Genomic DNA, 22,669 nt, shown 5'->3' on the forward strand with positions numbered 1-22,669 from the left:
CAGAACATGAAAACACTATTTCATTTTATCACTAGTATCATACTTGTCATGAGTATGAGTCTCAATGCTCAAAACGGATTATCTTCAGCAGAATGGCAAGAAGATCTTAGATATCTGCAAAACATCATTCACAAGGAATATCCAATTTTATTTAAAAAGATAACAGCCAAAGACTTCGATGCCGCTGTGGAACAATTATACAACGAGATTCCATCCTTAGAAGCCCATGAAGTTCCTGTTGCTTTTGCTAGGATTGTTTCTTCATTCTTATATGGACATACACAAATTACGTTTAGTACACTGGCGAAAAACGGTGTGCTTCCTGTAAATCTTTATCATTTTAACGATGGAATTTACATTGAAGGCGTTCAAAAAGCACACGAAAAAACTTTGGGAGCCAAAGTATTAAAAGTAGGAGGTATGCCAGTTGAAGAGGCTTTGACCTTAATACGTCCAGTAGTTCCTGCCGAAAATGACTACTATTTTAAAGGCTATGGCTTACGATTCTTAACCGTTCCAGATGTGTTACATACGCAACGTGTGATACCAGAATTATCAGATACGATTACATTAACACTCGAAAAAGACGGAAACGTATTTGAGTATACATTTCCGAAGATTGGCTTAAAGGAGTTGTCAAGAGGCTATTTATATACGATACCAAATGACACATGGATAAGTTCAAGAGCAATGGATAAAACACCATTGTATCTCAAACATTTAAATGATAAATACTTCTTTTTTGAGTATCTAAAAGATAGTAAAACGTTATATGTGCGTCAGAGTACTGTGGTTAATCACAAATCTGAAACCCTAAAAGATTTTTACAATCGGCTATTTGAATTTATCGATAGTAATGATGTAGAAAAGCTCATTTATGACGTACGTTTAAATGGCGGCGGAAATAACTATAACAATGTGCATTTGATTAAGGGATTAATGGCACGACCAAACATTAATAAGAAAGGACATTTCTTTTATATAATTGGACGAAATACATTTTCGGCATGTCAAAACCTTACCAATGAGATTACAAACTACACCGAAGCGATTTTGGTAGGTGAGCCCACGGCCGAAAACGTTAATTTTCTAGGTGATAACAGACCCGAAAGGCTCCCAAACTCTAAAATTACAGCGTATTTGTCACATGCATGGTGGCAAGACAAACCACAATGGGAAAATCGTGATGCAACCTTACCACACATTGCTGTAGATATGAGTTTTGACGATTATATCAATAATGAAGATCCAATAGTGCATGCAGCTATGAATTTTAAAAATGATGGTGATTTTATTTTAGATCCGATGGCACACTTAACCCAGTTATTTACCGAAGGTAAGTATGACCAAGTGAAGTCTGATGGTGCAAAAATTGCAAAGAATCCTCAATATCGTTATTATGATTTTGAAAATGAGTTTAGCAAAGCAGGCAATCGATTGGTTCAAAGCGGAAATCTGCAAGCCGGACATTTCGTCTTGGAATTAGTGGCCGACTTATATCCTGAATCGGTAAGCGCTATATACAGTTTGGCTAATGTGCAAGAGCAGTTAAAACTGACTGATAAAGCCATAGAGAGCTATAAGAAAATCATAGATTTAGACCCAAAAGGCTCTTTAGCAACAGTTGCTAAAAGTAGGATAGAAGCGCTAAAAAAACAGTAGTCAAGAACTAGAATGTACAGACATTACTAGAACCACAAACGCCTTTCATATAGCGATATCCACAGCTTACATGATGCGCATCACCAACTTTGATGAGTCCTTGTTTTCCTTTTGTGAGTTCTAATAAGATTTCACCAAATCGGAGTATAGGGTTGGAGGCAGGGAAACTGTTGTCAATAACACCATGTTTATTTATAAACTGAACGTTTTTGGTACCTACAGGTTCATAATCCCATTGTGCAGCCTTCTCTAATAATTCTTTTATAATCTCTGGAAGCAACGGAAATTTCTCAAGAAGCTCGATAAAAGCTTTTCCAGGTGCTAAAAACGGCACAAGATCTAAGTAGTTTTCAAAATTAGTACTATTAGGAAATGCCACATCATAATTAGAAGCGAAGACAGCATCTCCAGGTTTTGGTCCAGCGAAAGTCACGACATGATTGGCAGTAAATAAGTTTTTATTTTTAAAATATAGCGCAGCAATAGGAGCCATAGCTCCACCTTTACTGTGCCCAGTTAAATAAATGGGTTTTTCCTTACGAGGATCGAACTGACTTAAAGCATACAAGATTCCGGTTTCCAAAGATAATAAAGCATCGAGAAAACCTTCATGAACTTTTCCAGGATATCCAGTAATGTAAGGCACTGTATTGGCGTAGAATATATTTTGAATCCAATCAGCTATAGACTGAGCGGTTGGAGGGATAGGCGGCAAGGTTCCTCTAAATGAAATGATAATACCTTCGGCTGTTTCACCGATAAAGCAAGCTTCAATCTTTAGAAACTCATTAGGTTTTAAAGGAGAAGCCACGACAACAAAAGGATCGCTCAATAATTTAATTGCATTATACTGATTGATTGTATTATGATTATCTGGATTTTTAGTTGGTTTCGGTCTTAGATCTTTACGATAGACACCATTTGGAAATGAGGTTTCGATAAGATAAGCTGAAGCAGAAGCACATAATAATCTGCAATGATCTATAGTTGCCATAAGTCTGATATTTTTATTTATCCAAAGATAATTTCAGAATATGAGATACAGGCCAGTAGAATTACGTGGTTTTAAAATCCCGAAATACTAAGCAGTCCGTCTTTGATCGGCATGCACAGATGCTTTAATTTGCAGCAAATGATTGACAATAGAGGACAACTCGAATTTTAAAAGGCGACCATCTTTACGACTAAAATCTTCCACATGATGTTTATAGATAGATTCGACACCTTTCTTAATGGAAATAAAGTAGCTATCGTCACTCGCATCAAAGGTAACAGAGCTTTTGAAATCACTTTCTTTTAATAACCAATACGACAAACTATTGATCTGATTGAATAAGGCTAAATTTTCGTCCATAATAGTAGATTTTAATAGTTTTGAGGGATACTCTAATTTACTACCGAAAGAACAGTTTTGATGCAATTAAGGGTTAAACAACCCATAAAATCGCCAACCGAAATGCATATGTTAGATTTTACCGTTGAATGACTTCATAATGTTATAAATTGATGTTAATTAACATCTCCAACATGTATTTGTTTTTTAACTTGTAGGTATGAGATTTTTTGTAATATGCTTATTATTAAGCGTTTATCCAATCCAAGGTTTTTCTCAATATAAAGAAATGGATTGGAAAGAACGTGATACATGGATGGCTCTAGACACCATATTTACGGCTATTGGTATAGACAAAGGCGATCATGTTGCAGATATTGGTTGCCATGAAGGGTATTTAAGCGTACGATTGGCCAAAAAGGTTGAAAAAGACGGAAAGGTGTATGCGGTCGATCTTCGTACAGATCGCTTAGAGACTTTAAAAACAATAGCTAAAGAACGGAAACTAGATCATATTAAAACCATAGTTGGTGATTATGACAATCCGAATCTTCCCAGAGGACGATTAGACACGGTTATTATTATGGACACGTACCATGAAATGACCGATTATATGGAGATTCTAAAACATGTGAAAAAGTCATTAAAGCCTGGTGGCCAGATTGTGATTATAGAAAAACTCAAGTCACGTATTGTAGGCAAATCTCGAGATGAGCAAACAGATGCGCATAGTTTAGGACCTGAGTATGTTGAGAAAGAGTTAAATAAAGCAGGATTTAAAATCCGATACCAAAACAACGATCTAGGTGATTGGGAGAATGATCCAGACAAAGTCATTTGGATGTTAATTGCAACGAAAGGGAAGTAATTGTTTTTGCTAGATCAAGCGTATATAGGGAAGTATCTTAGATGATTTTATTATTTTTATTTTACATAATATAAATTATAGTACATTTATAACAAATTACTGTATACGCAGTATTTTACATAATTGCGGATATAACTTCGCATATGCGAATTATATCGATAGTGATTATGTAAAAAGTAATTTGTACCAAAGCAAAACTCTATGTAGCTATAATGATACTATGTAAAATAGAGCTTCTCGTAAACTTTAATATTCTGAACAATTATCAAGAATTTATTTTTTAAACGATTGTCAGCGATTAGCATATGTAGAAATAAAATGTATCTATAATTTGACGTTATGTAAAATATCCGCTGCCAAACGCTCGATTGCTTTGATAAAATCAAATTACTATTGTAATTTATTTTATACGCTAAGCGCATTTAAAAAGCTAGCTTTTAATTGTTATTAAAAATTTAGCGTATTTGAGTATTTGTGCGTTATATTTTTTTCTACGCGATTTTTCGGAGCATTTCTATTTTAAATTATTGTCCTCAAGAATGCTTCACATTTCTCGTCAACTTGCCATAAGAGCTTAAATTTTAAAAAAATAAAATTCTAAGCACTTATTCTATTCTCGCTATTATTTAAACTTTTTTTTGGAGCTATTAATATTATGTAAAATAGAATTTGAAAGTTTAGAACTACTTAAGTTTTTATTAAATCTTTTTTTCTTGATAAAAAAAGAAACAAAAAAATCAAGTTAGGTATTCTAGACATTGATACTCAATCAATATCTCAAATAGTATATAATTTTGGAAACAATTACGTTTCGTTACACTATATTTTAGACTATTTGACGTTAAGAAAATGTCTAGTAGACATTTTTAGTTAAATACACTTAGAAGTTTATTTTGTTATAAATGTGATGTATCCAAATACAATCATCCACAGGATAATTGCATTCGTATAGCCTAAAATATAGACGTTCCTCTCTCCTATTGTTTTAACCAAAATTTTATGAGGTCAATTGAGAACCAATTAAAATTTAAAGAAAGCATAATAATCTGAATTTTTTACTTTCATTTCGCTTTTAAAAAGAACTTTAATTAAAATAGAACTTTTTATTAATAGTTCAGCTTCTTCTATTGTTACCTCGTATTCGTCATTTATTTTCCATTTCTCCTCATACTTTTCTAATTCACTATCAATGACATCCTGTGTTAGCTCTTTTACATCAATTAATAATTCTTTATCAAACCAGTTGTCATCTTGATAAATAATGTAATCAACACTATTCTCAATATCAATTATAAGTAATGTATTAGGAAAGACTAAAGACTTATTTACAACAGAAATATCCTTATACTTTGCATAAGTAAATTTATTAGTTGATTCTTGTAGGTATTCAACTTCTCTATCCTTATTTAATAAATCTAACCCTCTCCAATCAGTAAGTATTACATATTTAGATGAATCTTCGATTTTACTAATAAATTCATCAACTTTATTTTTTAGGTCTTTTACTTCTATAAAGTCTTTATGGAATTTAAGAGTAGAATAAAATTGTCTTTCAATATCTCTAGCTAATCTTGCTCCAACATCACTTACTCCATAAACAAAGTTATTTCCTTTATCAGTAAACATTGATTTCATTTTATTATATAAATTGAAATACCCGAAACCTTTTATTTCCTCCTTATTTGGTAAGTATTCAACACTATTATATTGCTTTAATAATTCAGGTATTATATTGTTGTTATTCCAGTTCTTCAAAACATTTTTTTGGAACTCTTCAACTTTTTCAGCTGATATTGGTTGCTCTATAATATTTTTATATTGTTGTAATTCCTGCTTTTTCTTAATTTCTTGAAGAAAATCAAGAATATTTTCTTTGCTAATATTAAACTCTTCGATAACTTTATCTTCAGCTACACCATTGTATAAAATTTCAGACCAAAAAGGTGTCAACCTTTTTTCAATACTCTCAAGAATAGGTTTAATATCATTTATTAAATACGATAATGATTCGTTAGGTTCAATTTCTCTACCAAATCTTGAAAAAACAAGTTTTCTACTATTTAAAAGTAAAATTGTAAAACCAAAATTTAGCCAATCACGACTTGAAAGCGCCATATATGCTTTTCCTGGTTTATGCTCTTCTAGTTCCCAATCATCTATTTCAAGAAAACTATGAAATGACCTAGATTTTAATTTTATAAATAATTCGAATAACTCTATATCATCTCTAAAATGAAATTCATTTAAAATGTTATCATTTAAATTAAAACTTTCAATTTCACTTAAAGAAATTTTATTGTTTGCGTAACAAAAAATTAACCAAGAATAAGTAATCAAATAGAGGCTTCGATGCATAAAGCGTATTTCTTCTGTAATATTTTCTTGCAAACCTGTTTTTGATTCTCTTAAATCAAACCAACTAGTAATTTGGTTTAATTCATTAAAAAGGCTTGCGAAATTTCCATTGTCCTTAAATTCAATAGTTTTTTTTAATAGTTGTACTGTAGCCCAATAACTAATTTCGCAAAATTCTCTTTGCTTATCAATATCATCGCTATTATCAATACTCTTTATAATAGTAATAGAAGTGGTTATATTTTCTCTGAAGTTAATAGCGATTAAATCTATTAGATTCGCTCTGTATTTTTGATTTAGATATGGATATACCTTTACAGATATTATAATTAATTCTTTAAAAGCTGATAGACTTCCATCTCTTTTAGATTTATAAACTTTGCTTCTTATAAATAAAACAAGCTTTCTAAATATTTCTTCATTGTCTAAACGAGAAGAATCTCTTAACGAAAACAAAAGGGCACTTACTACATTTGGTAAGTACAATTTTGAGGTGTGTTTATTATAGCTTTGTCCTAAAAACATTATTCAAAATTTTCTGTGTATAAATCTAATATTGCATCAAAATCGTTTAATACTTTTTTAAGGCTTTTGTGATTTCTCTTATAAACACTATCATTTAGTTCATCAAAAATAAATTCCAATTTTTCATTCATTTGTTCATTTGCAATTGATTTGTCAGTATTTTTTTTGGTAAACTTATAGGATTTAAGAATCAAGTACTCGTGAATATTTTTTGTAGATATTTTAAAGAACTTCCAAAACTTATTTTCTTTAAATTTTTTATTGTCATTTTCAAAACCTAATAGTAAATAATCGTTTTGCTCATAAAACTTCTGCTCAAAATGAACTGGTACGAATTTTTTTATTTTAAACTTTTTTGTTCTTCTTAAAAGCTTTTCAAAATTGACATCTTTTAAATAAAATCCTTTTTTTCTATTAAACAAATAGTTGATGTTTTCATCCTTTTCATCACCAAAAAAGTAATTGTCATTACTTGTTTCACTATAACCATTTTTAATAAGTGTGTCTTTAAATATTTTCTCGCTTTTTATTTTATATAATTCTTGAAATATGTTTAGGGCAAAAATCTTCCGAGTATCATTAACATAAATCTCTTTTAGTTTTGTTGGTTTAATTATTTCAAATACTCTGGCATAGAGCCTTATTAATGATAATATAAAAATGACGACTAAATAAAAATCTAAAACCAATAGATTTTTTAATGCATTAATAGACAAAGTAAGACTCAATAGCTTTTGAAGAACAAAACAAATTACAAGGCTAAATCCATAATATGCTACAGATTCATAGTTTACATAACGAACAATTAGTTTAATATTAGTATCCATTATTTCCTTAAGAAAATTGAATAAAAATGTTGTCGCGATTAAAGTAATTGAAATAAATGTTCCAATATATAGCGTGTATTCGTGTAAAACTCTTTCAATATAATTATTATCAATTTTTATAAAATTGAAATACTTAAGAATAGGTATTGACTCATAGTTAAAAGAGAAAATCACATTAATGGCACAAAGAATTAAAAGAGATAATAAAAAATGATACCATCTAGCTGTGGTTATCTTTTTTTTAATGTATATAAGGAGTAAATTTTTTCGTTTTAGTATATCATAAATATCTTTATGCTCTTTTTTAATAGTATCATCAAACTTATTTAATAGTGTAGACATTCATAATTATGTTGAATTTTAAATATACAAAATATTAACAATCAAGTATTATTGAAAACCTCATAAAATCATATTATTAAATAGTTTTATTAAATTTGTGCATGGAAAGTATTAATGATTTTATCGCAAATTTTATTATTAGTATTCTTAATTTAATTATTGAAAAAATTATATTAAGAGTAGCTATATTAAAAAAATCATTTTTTCATGGTGGTATACATTTTCAACAACTTAGTATGTGTTAAAAACGTTTGCTGTTAAAGTGTTTTTATATAGTTTAACAGACAATCTCAATATCTGCAATATGTTTTATCCTAAATAAGCGAGATAGTTCCTTAATCGCGCTTTTCAAATAAAATAAAATTAACAAAGTAGCCATTCCACACACATTCCACTTCTCTCCTATCGTCGTTTCGTAAAAAGAGTGTTTACTCGCTCCTCTCTTGTTTTGATAAATAAGAGCTCGTGAACCGCAAAAGCGGTTTCATTCACATCGTAGAGAAACTTTTGTCTAGAAAAAAATAGAGAAAATGATGTAATGAGCTTTCGCTTTTTACCAAAGCTCAAGTTACATAACGCAGAACATTATAGTACATTTAATACAATTTACGTAATAGCTCATTTATGAGGTATTTGACATACTATCAAAATATGATGATCCTGTGAATCATTATATTTTGATACAAGGTTCAGTTAATTTGAATATTCTGTACAATGATCAAGGAATTATTTTTTAAGCGATTCTCACAGTATTAAAATTTTAGCGTATTTGAACATTTGTGCAAAAATTATAATACCTATTTAATATATTAAACGACAATGATCTAAAATTTTATGAGGCCAAGTTTAAACATAGAGACTCTATTTTACATAATAATTAATCTTCTAATCGAATTAATTATAGATCAAAAACATGTTTTGGTTCCTTAAAACTTTTAAACTCCAACATATAGCCATTTGGGTCTTTAACAAAGAATGACAAATGTTCTCCAGATTTATTTTTCAAAAACGTTGTTTGTGTTACTAATTCTAAATTGAGGTTATTCAGTTTTGTATACATTTTCCCCCATTCTTCAACATTTAATATAATTCCAAAATGAAAAGAAGGCAAAGTTTTTCCCTCGAATACATAATTAGGACAATTAAAATTAAATTTACCTGCTTGAGTAAACGTTATTTGATGTCCAAATAAATTAATATCTACCCAATTATTAGAATATCTTCCTAAAGTAGCTCCTACTGTATCTACATAAAACATTTTAGTTTCAACCAAATTTATACAAGGCAATGAAAGGTGAAATAAATTATCCATATTAATTTGCGTTAATTCGTTCTAAATATTCTATTCTATATATAATAAAGTCATCTTCATCATCAACAATATCTTCAGAGTAAGCTATATGAAATACTTTGTTTAGCAGACTTTTATCATTTTTTAAATCAAACCTCATTAATATTTGAGGATGTATCTCTTCAAAATCCATATCTACACCATTATCAAAAGTAAACGTATAGAATCCGTTTTCATAAGATTTAAAAATTACTGTTTCATACATTGGTTTCATAACTACTTAGTTTATAATTATGGTTTTTAATTTTCATAGATTATTCTAAATCCTCTTCATTTAAAGCATCAATATCTATATTATCATTAATAGAATCATTATCATCCTCATCGTCATTATCGACCTCTAGTTCTTCTTCATGCTCTTCCATAGCTTGAACTAATCGTTTTCCAACTTTTATTAAATAGACAGTATCTTCAGTTCTTACTTCAACCGCTTCAATATATTCATTTTGGGCATTTCTAAAGGCTATTATGTCTTTGTCAGCATATCCTTCAGGGAATTTTTCTATCAGAAGATTTAAAATATCTTCATTCAGTTTTTGGTAATCTACAATTTTGCGAATCATTTGTTTAGTATTACATGCCTAACAAATAGGCAAAGATTAATGGAGCAACAATCGTAGCATCACTCTCAATTATAAATTTTGGTGTATTAATATCTAATTTTCCCCAAGTTATTTTTTCATTAGGAACAGCACCAGAATACGAACCATAACTTGTAGTAGAATCACTTATTTGGCAGAAATAACTCCAAAAAGGTGTATCTGTTCGTTCCATATCTTGATATAGCATTGGCACGACACATATTGGGAAATCTCCTGCGATCCCACCTCCTATTTGAAAGAAACCAATTCCGTTTTTAGAATTATCAGTATACCAATCTGCTAGAAAGGTCATATACTCGATTCCTGATTTTACAATACTTGCATTTACTTCTCCTTTTAACACATAGCTTGCAAAAATATTTCCCATAGTACTATCTTCCCATCCTGGGCATACAATTGGTAAGTTCTTTTCTGCAGCTGCATACATCCAAGAATCTTTTAGATCTATTTCATAGTATTCTTCTAGTACTCCAGATAATAATAGTTTATACATATACTCATGTGGTAAGTATCTTTCTCCTCTTATATCAGCTTGCTTCCAAATTTCATAAATGTGTTTTTGCAATCTTCTAAATGCTTTTTCTTCTGGAATGCAAGTATCTGTAACGCGATTGAGTCCTTGTTCTAATAAATCCCATTCTTGTTTAGGTGTTAAATCACGATAATCAGGAATTCGCTTATAGTGAGAATGTGCAACTAAGTTCATGATATCTTCTTCTAAATTTGCTCCTGTGCACGAAATAATGTGCACTTTATCTTGACGTATCATTTCTGCAAAAATCTTTCCTATTTCAGCTGTACTCATTGCTCCAGCCAAAGACACTAACATTTTAGAGCCTTTAGTTAATTGAGTTTCATAGGCTTTTGCAGCATCAACAACTGTAGCAGCATTAAAATGCAGAAAGTATTCTTCTATAAAGTTGGTAATGGTGCCTTTAGTAGTCATCTTCTTCTTTAAATTTTAAATAGTTACCTAATATATTAGACTCATCGTAAGTCTCTTCATAATTATCTTCAGAATCCTCGTTTTGAAATTTATAACTCAACATTTTATAGTATAATTTGGCTGCAAGAAAATCCGAAGATTTATCAATTTCATTAGGGCATAATTCAACAATATCAAAACCGACGACATTTTTCTCTGCAAAGACTTGTTTCAAAAAATCTAAAGTTTCATACCAAAACAAACCTCCAGGCTCGGGAGTACCAGTACTTGGCAAAATGGAAGGATCAAAAGCATCTAAATCGAATGTAATAAATACATTGTCTGTCATTTGATCAATCGCTGAATCCATCCAAGAATCATCCATAACCATTTCATGTGCAAAATAGGTTTTGTCTAGATTCATAATGGATTTCTCCATAATGTCCATAGATCGAATACCTACTTGAATTAAATTTGTGTTTTGACTGGCTTCATAAACTGCACAAGCATGATTACAAGTACTACCATCATAACTTTGTCGCAAATCTGCATGAGCATCAATATGCAATACTGTTAAACTTGGGAACATTTCATTAAATGCTCTAATTGTTCCAATAGATATAGAATGTTCTCCGCCAAAAACAGTCACAAATTTGTTCTTTTTTATATACCTTTTAGTTTCCTGATGTACAGCATCTGCCATAGCTTCTGGTGTAGCATTTATCGTTATAGGTTGAGTTAAGTATATGCCTTGTCTATAAACTTCAGAATCGGTTTCAATATCGTAGAGTTCCATGTTTTCAGAAGCTTCTAAAAATGCTTTAGGTCCTTTATCTGCACCTTTTTGCCAAGTACTTGTTCCATCATAAGGGACAGGAATCAATACAATCTTCGAATGCTCTAATTTTGCATACTCTTCTGATATTCCAGCGTAAGTTTTAGTTTCCATTTTATTTGTCTGCTAATTGTAATTCAGTATTTAAATTTTGAATCGTGTTAATTTCAGGTTCTTTATCATAGCCTAAAATTTCAAGTAACTCCTCACTTTTTTGTTGTTCTCTAAATAATTGTGTTGTGATATTTCCATGTGCATCTCTATTTATTAAAATATGCTTGGGAGCTGGAATTAAACAATGCTGTAAACCTCCATAACCTCCTATAGATTCTTGATAAGCTCCAATGTTGAAAAATCCTATATATAATGGTTTGTCTTTATGATATTTTGGTAAATAGATAGCATTCATGTGTTGTTCGCTATTATAATAATCATCACTATCACAGGTTAAACCTCCGAGAAGAACACGCTCATAAGCATCATTCCAGCGGTTTATGGGCAACATAATAAAGCGTTTATTAATAGCCCAAGTATCTGGAAGTGTTGTGATGAATGAAGAGTTTATCATATTCCATTTTTCTCTATCATTCTGTTGCTTTTGATACAAGACTTTATAAATTGCTCCACCACTTTCACCAACTGTAAAACTTCCAAACTCTGTAAAAATATTGGGGACATCTACACCTTCTTCTTCACAAGTCAATTTAATTTGATTGATGATTTCATCAATAATGTATTCATAATCAAAATCAAATGCTAATGAGTTTTTAATAGGGAATCCACCTCCAATATTTAAACTATCAAGAGTTGGACATATCTTTTTCAAACTTGTATATACTTTAAGGCATTTTAAAAGTTCATTCCAATAGTACGCATTATCTCTAATACCAGTATTAATGAAAAAGTGAAGCATTTTAAGCTTTACTTTTGGGTTGGCTTTAATTTGCTTGTTATAGAATGGAACTATGTTTTTATAACCGATTCCTAATCGAGAGGTGTAAAATTCAAATTTGGGTTCTTCTTCCGAAGCTATACGAATGCCTATATTATAGTTTCCATGAATCTCATTTGACAGTAAATCAATCTCCTCATAATTATCAATAATTGGAATACAATTTTGATGACCATTATTGATTAACCTTGCGATATTCGTTACATATTCTGCTCTTTTAAAACCATTACTAATAACATACGTATTATTGTTTATTTTTCCTTCTTCTTTTAAAATCTCTACGATATCTATATCAAAAGCAGAAGATGTTTCAATGTGAATATCATTTTTTAAAGCTTCGTTCAAAACATGATTAAAATGTGAGCTTTTTGTGCAATAACAATAGTTATAGCTACCATTATAGTTATGCTTATTAATGGCAGTATTAAACCATACTTTTGATTTATTAATATTTTCAGAGATTTTAGGTAAGTATGTGAATTTTAATGGTGTTCCATAAGTTTCAACCAATTTATTTAGGTCAACATCATGAAAGAGCAAGTGATCTTTGTCAAGAAGAAATTCTTCTTGAGGAAAATCAAATGTCTGATTGATTAAATCAATATATTTTGTGTTCATTATAAATGTGATAAAAGTTATTAGAATACGAAAGCATGTAGCTTTCCTAAAAAGAATTAATAACTAAAATCAAATCATAATTTGATATTGCATTTTGGTGACAAAACACAATTTATATAGAGTAGATATATTTTTTACTACGGAAGTTAGCTTTAAATTTCGGTGACTTACTCTGTAAGCTTCTTTTGAATATGACTTCCTAATTTTCAAAAGACCGAACTTATAAACATGTTTCACTTTGTTCAGCTAAAAGCTCCTATGATAAAAGCTTTTGTAATACTAAATTAAATACAAAAATTTAATATTTCACTTTTTTTTTATTTTTTTTATAACATTCTCCCATTCCACACACATTATGCTTCCCTCCTACGTCGTCGCATAAAGAGTGTTTACTCGCTCTACTCCTATTAAATAAATAGGAGCTCGTGAATGCTTCGCATGTCATTAACATAGCAGAGAAACATTTATCAAGAAAAAAATATATGCTTGTCATTTTGTATTAAAAACTAATCACCCGCAGGGTCATCAGTTTTCAATAGTTTGTAAAATATCCGCTACCACACGCTCGATTGCTTTCATACAATCAAATTACTATTGTAATTTATTTTCTGCATGATTATCGTAAGCTTGCCATAAGAACATACGCTTGATTTATATCGATTGTAATTTTAACATATCCAATTTTAAGTCATAAAAATATAAGGTACTACCAACCATACACTTAAGTCAATTCCTTCATTAGTGATGGAAATTTTATCAACAGTTCCTGTGCGCGACATAACATCTATCAATTTTTCTTCTAATGTTTCACCTGGATTAATTGGTCCAAGTTGGTTCATCCCAAGACTAAGTAGAATACTAAAATTAACTGGGTCCGACATTCTGATAGTGTCAATTGCATCAGATAGTAAATCAAAACTTCTATCTACCACTTCCGCAGCTATTGTATTTGAAATAAGGCGGTTGATTGCATCGCTGTTATCAAAGGAATTATCTATAGCGATTACAGCACCTGGAATGGCGAACCCTGGTACGCCAGGAAATAATACTCCAAAAACTCCCAATGCTTTTAATAACCTATTTGAATGGCTCGATTCAGAATTTACTGGGTATGCTCCAATCAGTCTCTTTAAACTAACCGCATTGATGTCTGTTCTTCTAACTGTAAATCGTGGCCCCAACCCTTCAATAATCCTAGCTGAAGGTGTTAAAATTAGCTCTATTTCAAAATCAATATCGCTATCGCCAAACAGAAAAGCCCCTTCTTGGGTGATCTGTCCAGATATGATCATTCTACCATCTCTGAAAGTAGCTTCCAATTCCTCAACAAATGTATCATCCTGAACTTCTAATCCAATCTGATCCTCAAATGCTGTGTTGATTGTTTCTGCATTTACTAGTTGACGCTCATGTATTAAATATATTGTGGCAGCTAGGTCTTCAGTAGTATATGAAGAAAGGGTTATAGGGCCTGATCTATAAATAATTGCCTGATCTTCTTCTCTACACGCGGCAATCGCGACACGAACGATATCATCTGGTAAGTTGTTAAATTGTACATTCAAATCTGCTTCGCTTGTTTTGCGAAATAAAGGAACCCAAGCGTTAGAATTCATAGCTCCTTTTAATTGCCCATAAATTATTACATCAATTTTTTCTAACCTTGAAGTAGGATCTCCATCCACTGTTGAAAGCTGGATAAAATTGATTGAAAGAGATTTTGTTGTAGGGAATTCAACAAGTGACATTGCAGCCATAACAATATCGGACCATGTATCTGACCCTATTCCAGATATCGCTCCAATATCATAAAGTCTTTTATATCCGCCTGTTGGACGACCATTTAGTATAGCTTGACCTTGCTCACGAGAAACTCCTCGCCCTCTCCTTTCATCGGCATAACCAAAACCGTCTCTGTCGGTTATTACTGCAAAATCACCAGCAACTGTAAAACTATTTATTAGTTCTAGTATTTTTTTTTCTGTAATTGTACCTGCAATGCCAGATCCATGTATAAAAATTTCCCTGTCCATAATTCATTTATTATGTGTTATTTAAATAGATATTTAATATCTTAATACTAAGACTATTGTAAATTTACATATTATAAAGCATTAATTATCAAGAAGTTTGCCTTTTTTTATTGAGATTTTTTATATATTCTTTAGAAAACATTTGTCAAGAAAAAAATAAAGAAAATGAGGTAATGTCAAAGCGCCAGCTGGCTCATTCACTAAAAAGGTCTACTAGACCTTTTCTTAACGCTTTGCCCTGCTTTTATCCAAATCGAGATTCACGAATTCATTAATATAATATGAAAATTAATGAGTAAAGTTCAAGCTACATAACGCAAGAACATTATAGTACATTTAATACAATTTTCGTAATAGCTCACATTTATGAGGTATTTGATATACTATTGAAATGTAATGATCCTGTGGATCAATATATTTTAATACAAAGGTTCTGTTTCAGAATCTAACAAATAAAATATAATATCGTATAAGCGAATTATATCGTTTGTAATTATGTACAAGCAAATTGTTTCGTGCTTGTCATTTGTATTAAAAACAAATCATCTACTGGGTAATTTGATCTTGTATAGCCTATTGTATTGTTTTAACCAAATCGACGAAGGAGATTCATTAATACCTTTGAAAAACAATAAGAAACTTGTGAATAAAATTTTATGAGGTCGTTTTGAATGTAACACATAATAGTAATATTAGTCATACAGATATATATAATGGACATTAACTTTGTTTAAATATGGACTTCAGGATACAAAAAACATTAAACTACATAGAAGATAATTTAGACAAACATTTTGCTTTAAATGAATTAGCACAATATGCATGTTTGTCTCCTTCTCAATTCCATCGAATTTTTAAAAAAGAAACTAACCGAACACCACATAAGTTTATTGAACACATAAAAATGAATACAGCTTATCAAGCTATAATTAATGAGAGAATTTCTATTCAGGATTTATCTATAAAAATGGGATATAATAATTATGAGACGTTTACAAGAGCTTTTAAAAAGTATTTCCATTTTTCTCCTGATGATTTAAGGTCTATAGTTATAAACATTAAAAGTAATATTAATTCGTCAGAATCAGAGAAAGTAATTATAGCAACCATAGATAAAGATGATACGGATGTAAATGAAATTGAACTGATAAAGAGTCTACAGAAAATTATGACTGATAAAAAAATATCAGGATTAGATTTGAAGGATGCAACAATTTATAAAGTTGTAAAAATTGACGGTTCAGAAAAAATGGAACAAAATTTAGTAAAGAATAAATATGAAATAATAAATGAAAAAAGAATTTGGAAAATATTAATATCAACTAATAACTATTAAAATGATAATACAATATTTATACCTTTTATCAGTAGTAATTATTGCAGTTCTATTTCCAATTTATGTGATTTTTATTGGTTATACAACTAAAAGAAAACTTTTAGAGGGTTCAACTACTAGAATGCGTATTTATATTGAAACCATCATTATACAATTAGTTTTCTGCCTCTTGATATTCTTCTCAATATATATGAATAAAGATAGTATTGATATTATTGGGCTGACGTTTTTTAAATGCCCTCTTTGGGTTTTTGTTTTAATTTTTGCGTGCTCTCTCGGTATATTAATCATTAATAAAATAAAAGTAAAATATACAGATAATGCAAAATTGGAGTCATCATTTAAAGATGTAATTTATTTGATGCCTAGCAATGACAAAGAGTATAAATGGGCTATAATTACTTCATTATTTGTTGGTTTATGTGAAGGAATAATTTTCCGAGGGTTTTTATAAATGCATCAAATAAATTTACTTAATTATAAAAGAAGTATAACCTTAAATTCATTCAATGAAACTTCATAATTTATATCTATTTTTAGTGTTCTTCTTGATAACCAATTTATCAAATGAAGTTTACTGTCAAGAAATTTTCCAAAATAAAATTGATTCAATTTTTAAAGTTTTTTCTGATAAAACTCCAGGGATTTCAATTTCCTTGGTGGATAATAATGAAAGTGTTTTAAGACAATCCTATGGTAATGCTCAATTAGAATATGAGATTCCTGTTAATTCTAAAACTGTATTTCATATAGCGTCAGATTCTAAACGATTTACTGCATTGGCTATACTTCTACTTGAATCAGAAGGCAAATTAAGTTTATCTGATAGTATTCAAACTTACTTATCAGATTTTCCTAGTTTCAAACACAAAATTACCATTGAGAACTTGCTGCAACACACTAGCGGATTAAGAGACCAATGGCAATTATTAGGGATGGCAGGTTGGAGAATGGAAGACATTGTTACTCAAGAACAAATAATTAAAGTACTCTATAAGCAACAAGAATTGAATTTTGTCCCCAAAAGTGAATTTGTCTATTCTAATTCTGGTTATACTTTACTTGCAGAAATAGTGAAAGTAGTTACAGGCAAATCTTTTGAGAATTATACTAACGAACATATTTTTGAACCTTTAGGAATGACTAATACGCACTTTCACACTAATCATAAACGAATAGTAAAAAATCGTGCATATTCCTATAGTAAAGCCAATGATTCAACATTTCAAAAAGAGATACTAAATTTTGCAAATGCTGGAGCAACAGGCCTTTTTACAACAGTAGAAGATTTAGAAAAATGGTTGTTTAATGTTATGAGTGACAACCCAAAAGTTGGTTCTAAATCCATATTTAAAAAGATGCAAAAGCAACTTGTACTAGATAATGGCGAGAAAATGATATATGGAATGGGAGAAATGGTTTTTAATATCGGAGGAAAAAAACTAATTGGACATGGCGGAAATGATGCTGGGTTTAATTCTTTTATTGGATACTATCCAGAATATAATGTTGGTGTGATAGCTTTATGTAATTGGCGTGAAGTTGCTTCTGGTAATTTAATAATTGAATTAGTTGAAGATTATTTAAAAGATAGTGCTCTACCAAAAAATAAAAACTCTACAAAACTCATAAAAGAGAATAATAAGAAAAATAGAAAATTCATAAAGCCAAATAAAAAGCATTTAGATAAACAAGTTGGTATTTATGAGACTATTTGGGGCAATGTGTTTGTTAATAATATAGGCGGTGAATTGTATTTTAAAAATGTAGGCGATAATGAATCATTTATGTTATTCAAGGCAGAGAGTAAACATAATTATTACAATAAAGAGAATGAATTTGAATTAGTTTTTTCTATGGAAAGCAAAGGTGTATTTAATAAACTCAAAATAACTGGACCAAATAACACAAATTTTTCTGCTCAAAGAATATATCTAGCAGACTACTCTATGGAGAACTTAAAAGAATTTGAAGGCATTTATAGAAGTAGTGAACTGAATACAGAATATATAATTGAACTTCAAGGAGATTCTTTAATGGCAAAGCATTTTAGGCATAGCAATATACCTCTCATAGTAAAAAGTAAAGATAGGTTTTCTGGGAGTTTATGGTATTTCGATTTGATTGAGTTTACTAGAGATTCGCAAAATAGAATTAATGGACTTTTGATTTCAGGTGGTAGAGGAAGAGCAAAAAACGTACGATTTAATAAAAAATAAAGTTGGTTATGAAAAATGTTAATAGTGTAGTTATATTTATGTATCTGTTTTCATTTTCTAACCTATTTGGTTCAAATGGAAAACAAACCTATAATATAGAATTTACTAAATCTTTAAAAGAAATTCGAGCATCTGTTAAAGCTAACATAACAATGCGAAATGACACCTTGTATATTGGCGAGTATGGAGCTTGGCATGAAAAGGAAGGTTGGGCAAGTTATATTTCTGATATTAAAGTTAGAAATAAAAATGATAAAGAACTGGAACTTAAAAAAGTAGACCGCCTTAAATGGATAATACATGAAGATATTATTGATAGAGAAATATATATAGAATATAAGATATCATTTCCATATGCTTTACCAGATTTTAAATGGCCTTCAGGACCTAGATCTACTGCTTCATTCTACGATGGTAAAGGTATGGTTATTCAAAGCGAGTCAATGTTTATTTACAATTCATTAGAATCTAATACTTATGTGAATTTTGCGGTTCCAGAAACGTGGAAAATCTCTACACCCTGGAATGAGTTATCTAACAATCACGAATATGGAAATCAATCGCTAAAATTTTTGTCAAAAAATGTAATTGTAATTGGTAATTACAAAGAGATATTGATTGAAGAATCTAACTTTAGCTCAAAATTAGTCTTATTAGGTTACAAAAACCCGAATCTAGAGATTATAGAACCCATTTACAGAAAAATACTTAAACATCATACTCAGGTTTTTAATAATAAAGAAAAAGGAAATTACCTTATGGTTTGGTTTCCTGATGGAGAATGGCAAACTGGAGAAGGTTATTTGGGCTCTTACGTAGTTATTAAACCACAAGCGCCTTCTGAAAGCCATATCCCATTTTGGGCAAACTCGATGTCTCATGAAATATTTCACTATTGGTTAGGAGGTAAAATAGATGCACAAAATTGGGCGGAATCTCAATGGTTTTCCGAAGGGACTACTGAATTATTTGCAAACTTATCGTTGATAAGAAATAACATAATATCAGAACAGCAATTTTTTAATTTATTACAGAAGCATCTTGTACTTTATCAACATTTCAGATATAAATGGGGAACACCTTATGACATTATATCTTTAATTGAAGCTGGTTCAAACAAAAGTGAATACAATATTGCAATTTATGATGCTGGCACTGTGACGGCTTTGTATATGGATATACTTATACGAACACAAACAAACAACACCAAGAGTCTAGAGGATTTATTGAAGACCCTGTATATTGAAAGTATGAATGATAGAGGCAAAAAATATACAATTGAGTATGTTATTAAACTCTGCAGCTTTATTACAGGCGAAGATTGGACTGACTTTTATGAAAAGTATATAAATGGCACTGAATTTTTGCCTATATATGAGATGTTTAAAAAGGCTGGACTAGATGTTATTATTTCTCAATCGGGAGTGCATATTAAGAAAAGTAAAAAAATTAATCCATTGCAAAGGCGAATTCGAAAATCAATTTTTGGTTTGATAGACAATTAAATTTATATAATCTTTATCCATTCCACACACACACATTATGCTTATCTCCCACGTCATCACATAAAAAGTTTACTCGCTCCACTCCTATTTGATAAATAGGAGATTGTGAATCTCGTCAACTCGATTTCATTAACATCGTAGAGAGTAGCTTAGGAATATTTCCTTACCTTTATTACTTTAAATTAATTCTCTCCCTATTTTAATTTATTAGCACAATTTGGCAGGCCAAGTATAGGTCTACTAGATAGTTGGTTTGTATATGCAATATTAATAAGAGAATTGAATGAAAAAAAAGACGTGCTTTGTTATAATGCCATTTTCAGATACTCAAATTATACTTGAAGACGGCACAGAGAAAATAATTGATTCTAAAACATGGGATTTTATTTACAAAGATTGGATAAAAAAAGCGGTAGAATCTCATCCCGAAGAAATCATATGTAAAAGATCTCCATTGAAAACAGGTAATTTTGTTAAAGGAATTATTGAGGATATTTTTCAATCTGATATAACTATTGCTGATTTAACTGGAGGCAAACCAAATGTTTATTATGAATTGGGTATTAGACATTCTTTGAAAAACGGTACTATTATTATTACACAAAGCTCTAAGGACGTACCATCAGATTTACAGTCATATCATTACTACTTATACAAATACACGGATAAGGCACATGAAAATGAGAAGAATTTTCAAATTTTCGAAGAGAGTATCCATAATTACATTAACCAAATTTTAGATAAGCAACAGGATTCTGATAGTCCAGTTATGGATTATTTGCATCTCAATGAGACCAATTTATTAGATGTAGATTATCTAAAGTCTAATTTCGAAAACTTAGTTAATAGTAAATACCCTCTGTTGAGTAATGCAAAAGCATTGGGACTAGTTCATGTAGAAAACAGATTTAATAATAGTGCCACTCAATTAGCTCCTCATGATTTTTATAATCAAGCCCAAATAGAAACTCTAACATTTGCTTTGACCGCTTTTAGCACTTTTAAATATAGAATTAATATGGTTAAGGACATATTAGACAAGGGAGTTAAATTTTCAGTTTTAATCTTGAATCCAGATAGTCAGCTTCTCACTAGAGATATAAATGATAAATTGCCAAAACAGATTGATTATATAAGTGGTGGTGAAAATATTAGAAATGAAATTTTAGATGTTATTAATAAGGTAAATACAAACGGTTTTAGTAATAACCCAAATTTCAATTTAAGGTTTTACGATTTCAAACCAAATTATTTATCTCTTATTAATGACGGTAATATTATTGAAACCACAACTAGTTTTCCAAAAAAAGTAGGTAATGCTAGAGTTCAACCCTTATCTCATACACAAACGTTGCACTCTGGATTGATAATCCAGTTCAAAGAAATTGGAAATGATGAAAATTCAACATTTGAAATATTCAATAGAGATTTGAAAAACATTTGGCAAAACTCTATTGATTTTAGAGATACTAAACATTATATCAAAAGAAAATAGCTTTCAACCCACTTTTCAACTCATAAACCGTTTTTATTTCATCTGGACTTAATGCTTTATCAAAAACAGCAAGCTCATCCATAAAGCCAATGTATCCAAGCCCTAACATGATTTTTCCATTTTTTGGTTCCCAAGTAAACGGGTCATTAATGTCTTTTATCACACCTTGAATTTTAGCGTTTAGATATAGTTTAAATTCGGACTTTGTTTTTGTATTTACTTTAGAAAACACCATGGCAACATGCGTCCATGTTTTAGATTGAAATGGAGCTGGATTTACAGTAACCGTTCGTTTATTCCAATCGGTATCATCGCTATCATTATTTGGGTCCCATACCGCTAAATCTCCCATGGCTCCATATCTAAACTGTCTTGGATTATGATCTGTAAAATCTACCCATAAACCAGCATCGCTCCATTTAGAATCTGTAATACATATAGGATCACAATAATGGGAAGCTAGTTCTTTGTTAGGATCTAATCGTAACCAAAAAGATATAGTGCCACTCCAGGATGTACTGCTGTAGCCTACATTTTTATAAGCTTTATAAAAAATAGCCGAAGTTTTTGCCTCTTTAAAGTGAATGGCGTCACCAACAAGGCCCTTGCCTTTAGCCAAAACAACATTTGAGTCATGCAATCCAGCCTTTGCATTAGTAGTGTTTTTATAGCTTTCGGCTGTATAAATTTGTGCATCTCCAATGGCTATATCTGCAGATGCTTTGCCATCAAAAGAACTATAAAATAGAACATGGTCTTTTAGTGTTTTCTTTTGAGCAAATGAATGCATGGTAATGAGTAAAAAGAATAGACTAGAAAGGAATAAAAGTTTTGTCGTTTTCACAATGTATCGATCTTAGATTTATAGTATTTACTTTATATGGAC

The 22,669-nt window shown here is 30.3% G+C and carries 19 protein-coding genes; 7 read left to right on the forward strand and 12 right to left on the reverse strand.

Features of this window, described 5'->3' with window-relative positions; all coding sequences use genetic code 11:
* Window positions 1–6 precede the first annotated feature (6 nt).
* Window positions 7–1,662 carry a hypothetical protein gene (locus Q0783_RS14805; RefSeq protein WP_298896402.1) on the forward strand — a complete coding sequence of 552 codons (1,656 nt, stop codon included), beginning with the start codon at window positions 7–9 and terminating at the stop codon, window positions 1,660–1,662.
* A 7-nt stretch (window positions 1,663–1,669) separates the two neighbouring features.
* Here the strand turns inward: Q0783_RS14805 and Q0783_RS14810 are convergent, their stop codons facing one another.
* Window positions 1,670–2,656, reverse strand: a complete 987-nt coding sequence (locus Q0783_RS14810; RefSeq protein ID WP_298896404.1) for a lipase family protein — start codon at window positions 2,654–2,656, stop codon at window positions 1,670–1,672.
* A gap of 87 nt (window positions 2,657–2,743) precedes the next feature.
* Window positions 2,744–3,016: a hypothetical protein gene (locus tag Q0783_RS14815; protein WP_298896406.1), complete on the reverse strand. Its 273-nt coding sequence runs from the start codon at window positions 3,014–3,016 to the stop codon at window positions 2,744–2,746.
* 199 nt (window positions 3,017–3,215) lie between these two features.
* On the opposite strand from Q0783_RS14815, the gene Q0783_RS14820 reads away from it, so the two are divergent.
* Entirely contained in the window at window positions 3,216–3,863 is a 648-nt protein-coding gene (locus Q0783_RS14820) for a class I SAM-dependent methyltransferase (protein WP_298896408.1), read from the forward strand.
* 1,020 nt (window positions 3,864–4,883) lie between these two features.
* Here the strand turns inward: Q0783_RS14820 and Q0783_RS14825 are convergent.
* The 9 genes from Q0783_RS14825 to Q0783_RS14865 all read right to left on the reverse strand — a co-directional run bounded on the left by Q0783_RS14825 (window position 4,884) and on the right by Q0783_RS14865 (window position 15,228).
* A complete protein-coding gene (locus tag Q0783_RS14825; RefSeq protein ID WP_298896410.1) occupies window positions 4,884–6,743 on the reverse strand; it encodes a hypothetical protein in 1,860 nt (619 codons plus the stop codon).
* The gene (locus Q0783_RS14830) at window positions 6,743–7,912 is read right to left on the reverse strand and encodes a hypothetical protein (RefSeq protein WP_298896412.1); all 1,170 of its coding nucleotides are present in this window, start codon (window positions 7,910–7,912) and stop codon (window positions 6,743–6,745) included. The genes Q0783_RS14825 and Q0783_RS14830 overlap by 1 nt, the downstream gene beginning before the upstream one ends.
* A gap of 898 nt (window positions 7,913–8,810) precedes the next feature.
* Complete coding sequence (locus tag Q0783_RS14835; RefSeq protein ID WP_298896414.1) at window positions 8,811–9,224, reverse strand: VOC family protein; 414 nt, start codon at window positions 9,222–9,224, stop codon at window positions 8,811–8,813.
* 1 nt (window position 9,225) lies between these two features.
* Window positions 9,226–9,477: a hypothetical protein gene (locus tag Q0783_RS14840; RefSeq protein WP_298896416.1), complete on the reverse strand. Its 252-nt coding sequence runs from the start codon at window positions 9,475–9,477 to the stop codon at window positions 9,226–9,228.
* A 40-nt stretch (window positions 9,478–9,517) separates the two neighbouring features.
* Window positions 9,518–9,826, reverse strand: a complete 309-nt coding sequence (locus Q0783_RS14845) for a hypothetical protein (RefSeq protein ID WP_230935187.1) — start codon at window positions 9,824–9,826, stop codon at window positions 9,518–9,520.
* Between the two features lie 10 nt (window positions 9,827–9,836).
* Window positions 9,837–10,811 (reverse strand): deoxyhypusine synthase family protein, encoded by a 975-nt coding sequence (locus tag Q0783_RS14850; protein ID WP_298896418.1) that lies wholly within the window; start codon window positions 10,809–10,811, stop codon window positions 9,837–9,839.
* On the reverse strand, window positions 10,801–11,739 hold the full coding sequence (gene speB, locus Q0783_RS14855) for an agmatinase (protein WP_298896420.1): 939 nt from the start codon (window positions 11,737–11,739) through the stop codon (window positions 10,801–10,803). Before speB ends, Q0783_RS14850 begins: the two co-directional genes overlap by 11 nt.
* A gap of 1 nt (window position 11,740) precedes the next feature.
* Window positions 11,741–13,195, reverse strand: a complete 1,455-nt coding sequence (locus tag Q0783_RS14860; RefSeq protein WP_298896422.1) for an arginine decarboxylase — start codon at window positions 13,193–13,195, stop codon at window positions 11,741–11,743.
* 683 nt (window positions 13,196–13,878) lie between these two features.
* A complete protein-coding gene (locus Q0783_RS14865; RefSeq protein ID WP_298896424.1) occupies window positions 13,879–15,228 on the reverse strand; it encodes a hypothetical protein in 1,350 nt (449 codons plus the stop codon).
* 736 nt (window positions 15,229–15,964) lie between these two features.
* Between Q0783_RS14865 and Q0783_RS14870 the strand changes: the two genes are divergently transcribed.
* The 5 genes from Q0783_RS14870 (at window position 15,965) to Q0783_RS14890 (ending at window position 21,783) form a co-directional block, all read left to right on the forward strand.
* Window positions 15,965–16,564, forward strand: a complete 600-nt coding sequence (locus tag Q0783_RS14870) for an AraC family transcriptional regulator (RefSeq protein WP_298896426.1) — start codon at window positions 15,965–15,967, stop codon at window positions 16,562–16,564.
* A gap of 1 nt (window position 16,565) precedes the next feature.
* Window positions 16,566–17,018 carry a hypothetical protein gene (locus Q0783_RS14875; protein ID WP_298896428.1) on the forward strand — a complete coding sequence of 151 codons (453 nt, stop codon included), beginning with the start codon at window positions 16,566–16,568 and terminating at the stop codon, window positions 17,016–17,018.
* A 55-nt stretch (window positions 17,019–17,073) separates the two neighbouring features.
* Entirely contained in the window at window positions 17,074–18,783 is a 1,710-nt protein-coding gene (locus Q0783_RS14880; RefSeq protein WP_298896430.1) for a serine hydrolase domain-containing protein, read from the forward strand.
* An 8-nt stretch (window positions 18,784–18,791) separates the two neighbouring features.
* Window positions 18,792–20,288 (forward strand): hypothetical protein, encoded by a 1,497-nt coding sequence (locus Q0783_RS14885; protein WP_298896432.1) that lies wholly within the window; start codon window positions 18,792–18,794, stop codon window positions 20,286–20,288.
* Window positions 20,289–20,571: 283 nt separating this feature from the next.
* Window positions 20,572–21,783 carry a hypothetical protein gene (locus Q0783_RS14890; RefSeq protein ID WP_298896434.1) on the forward strand — a complete coding sequence of 404 codons (1,212 nt, stop codon included), beginning with the start codon at window positions 20,572–20,574 and terminating at the stop codon, window positions 21,781–21,783.
* Here the strand turns inward: Q0783_RS14890 and Q0783_RS14895 are convergent.
* Entirely contained in the window at window positions 21,770–22,627 is an 858-nt protein-coding gene (locus Q0783_RS14895; protein ID WP_298896436.1) for a LamG domain-containing protein, read from the reverse strand. The two genes, Q0783_RS14890 and Q0783_RS14895, sit on opposite strands and share 14 nt — an antisense overlap.
* Between the last annotated feature and the right edge of the window lie 42 nt (window positions 22,628–22,669).

This window comes from uncultured Psychroserpens sp. (assembly GCF_947500255.1).
GTDB lineage: Bacteria > Bacteroidota > Bacteroidia > Flavobacteriales > Flavobacteriaceae > Psychroserpens.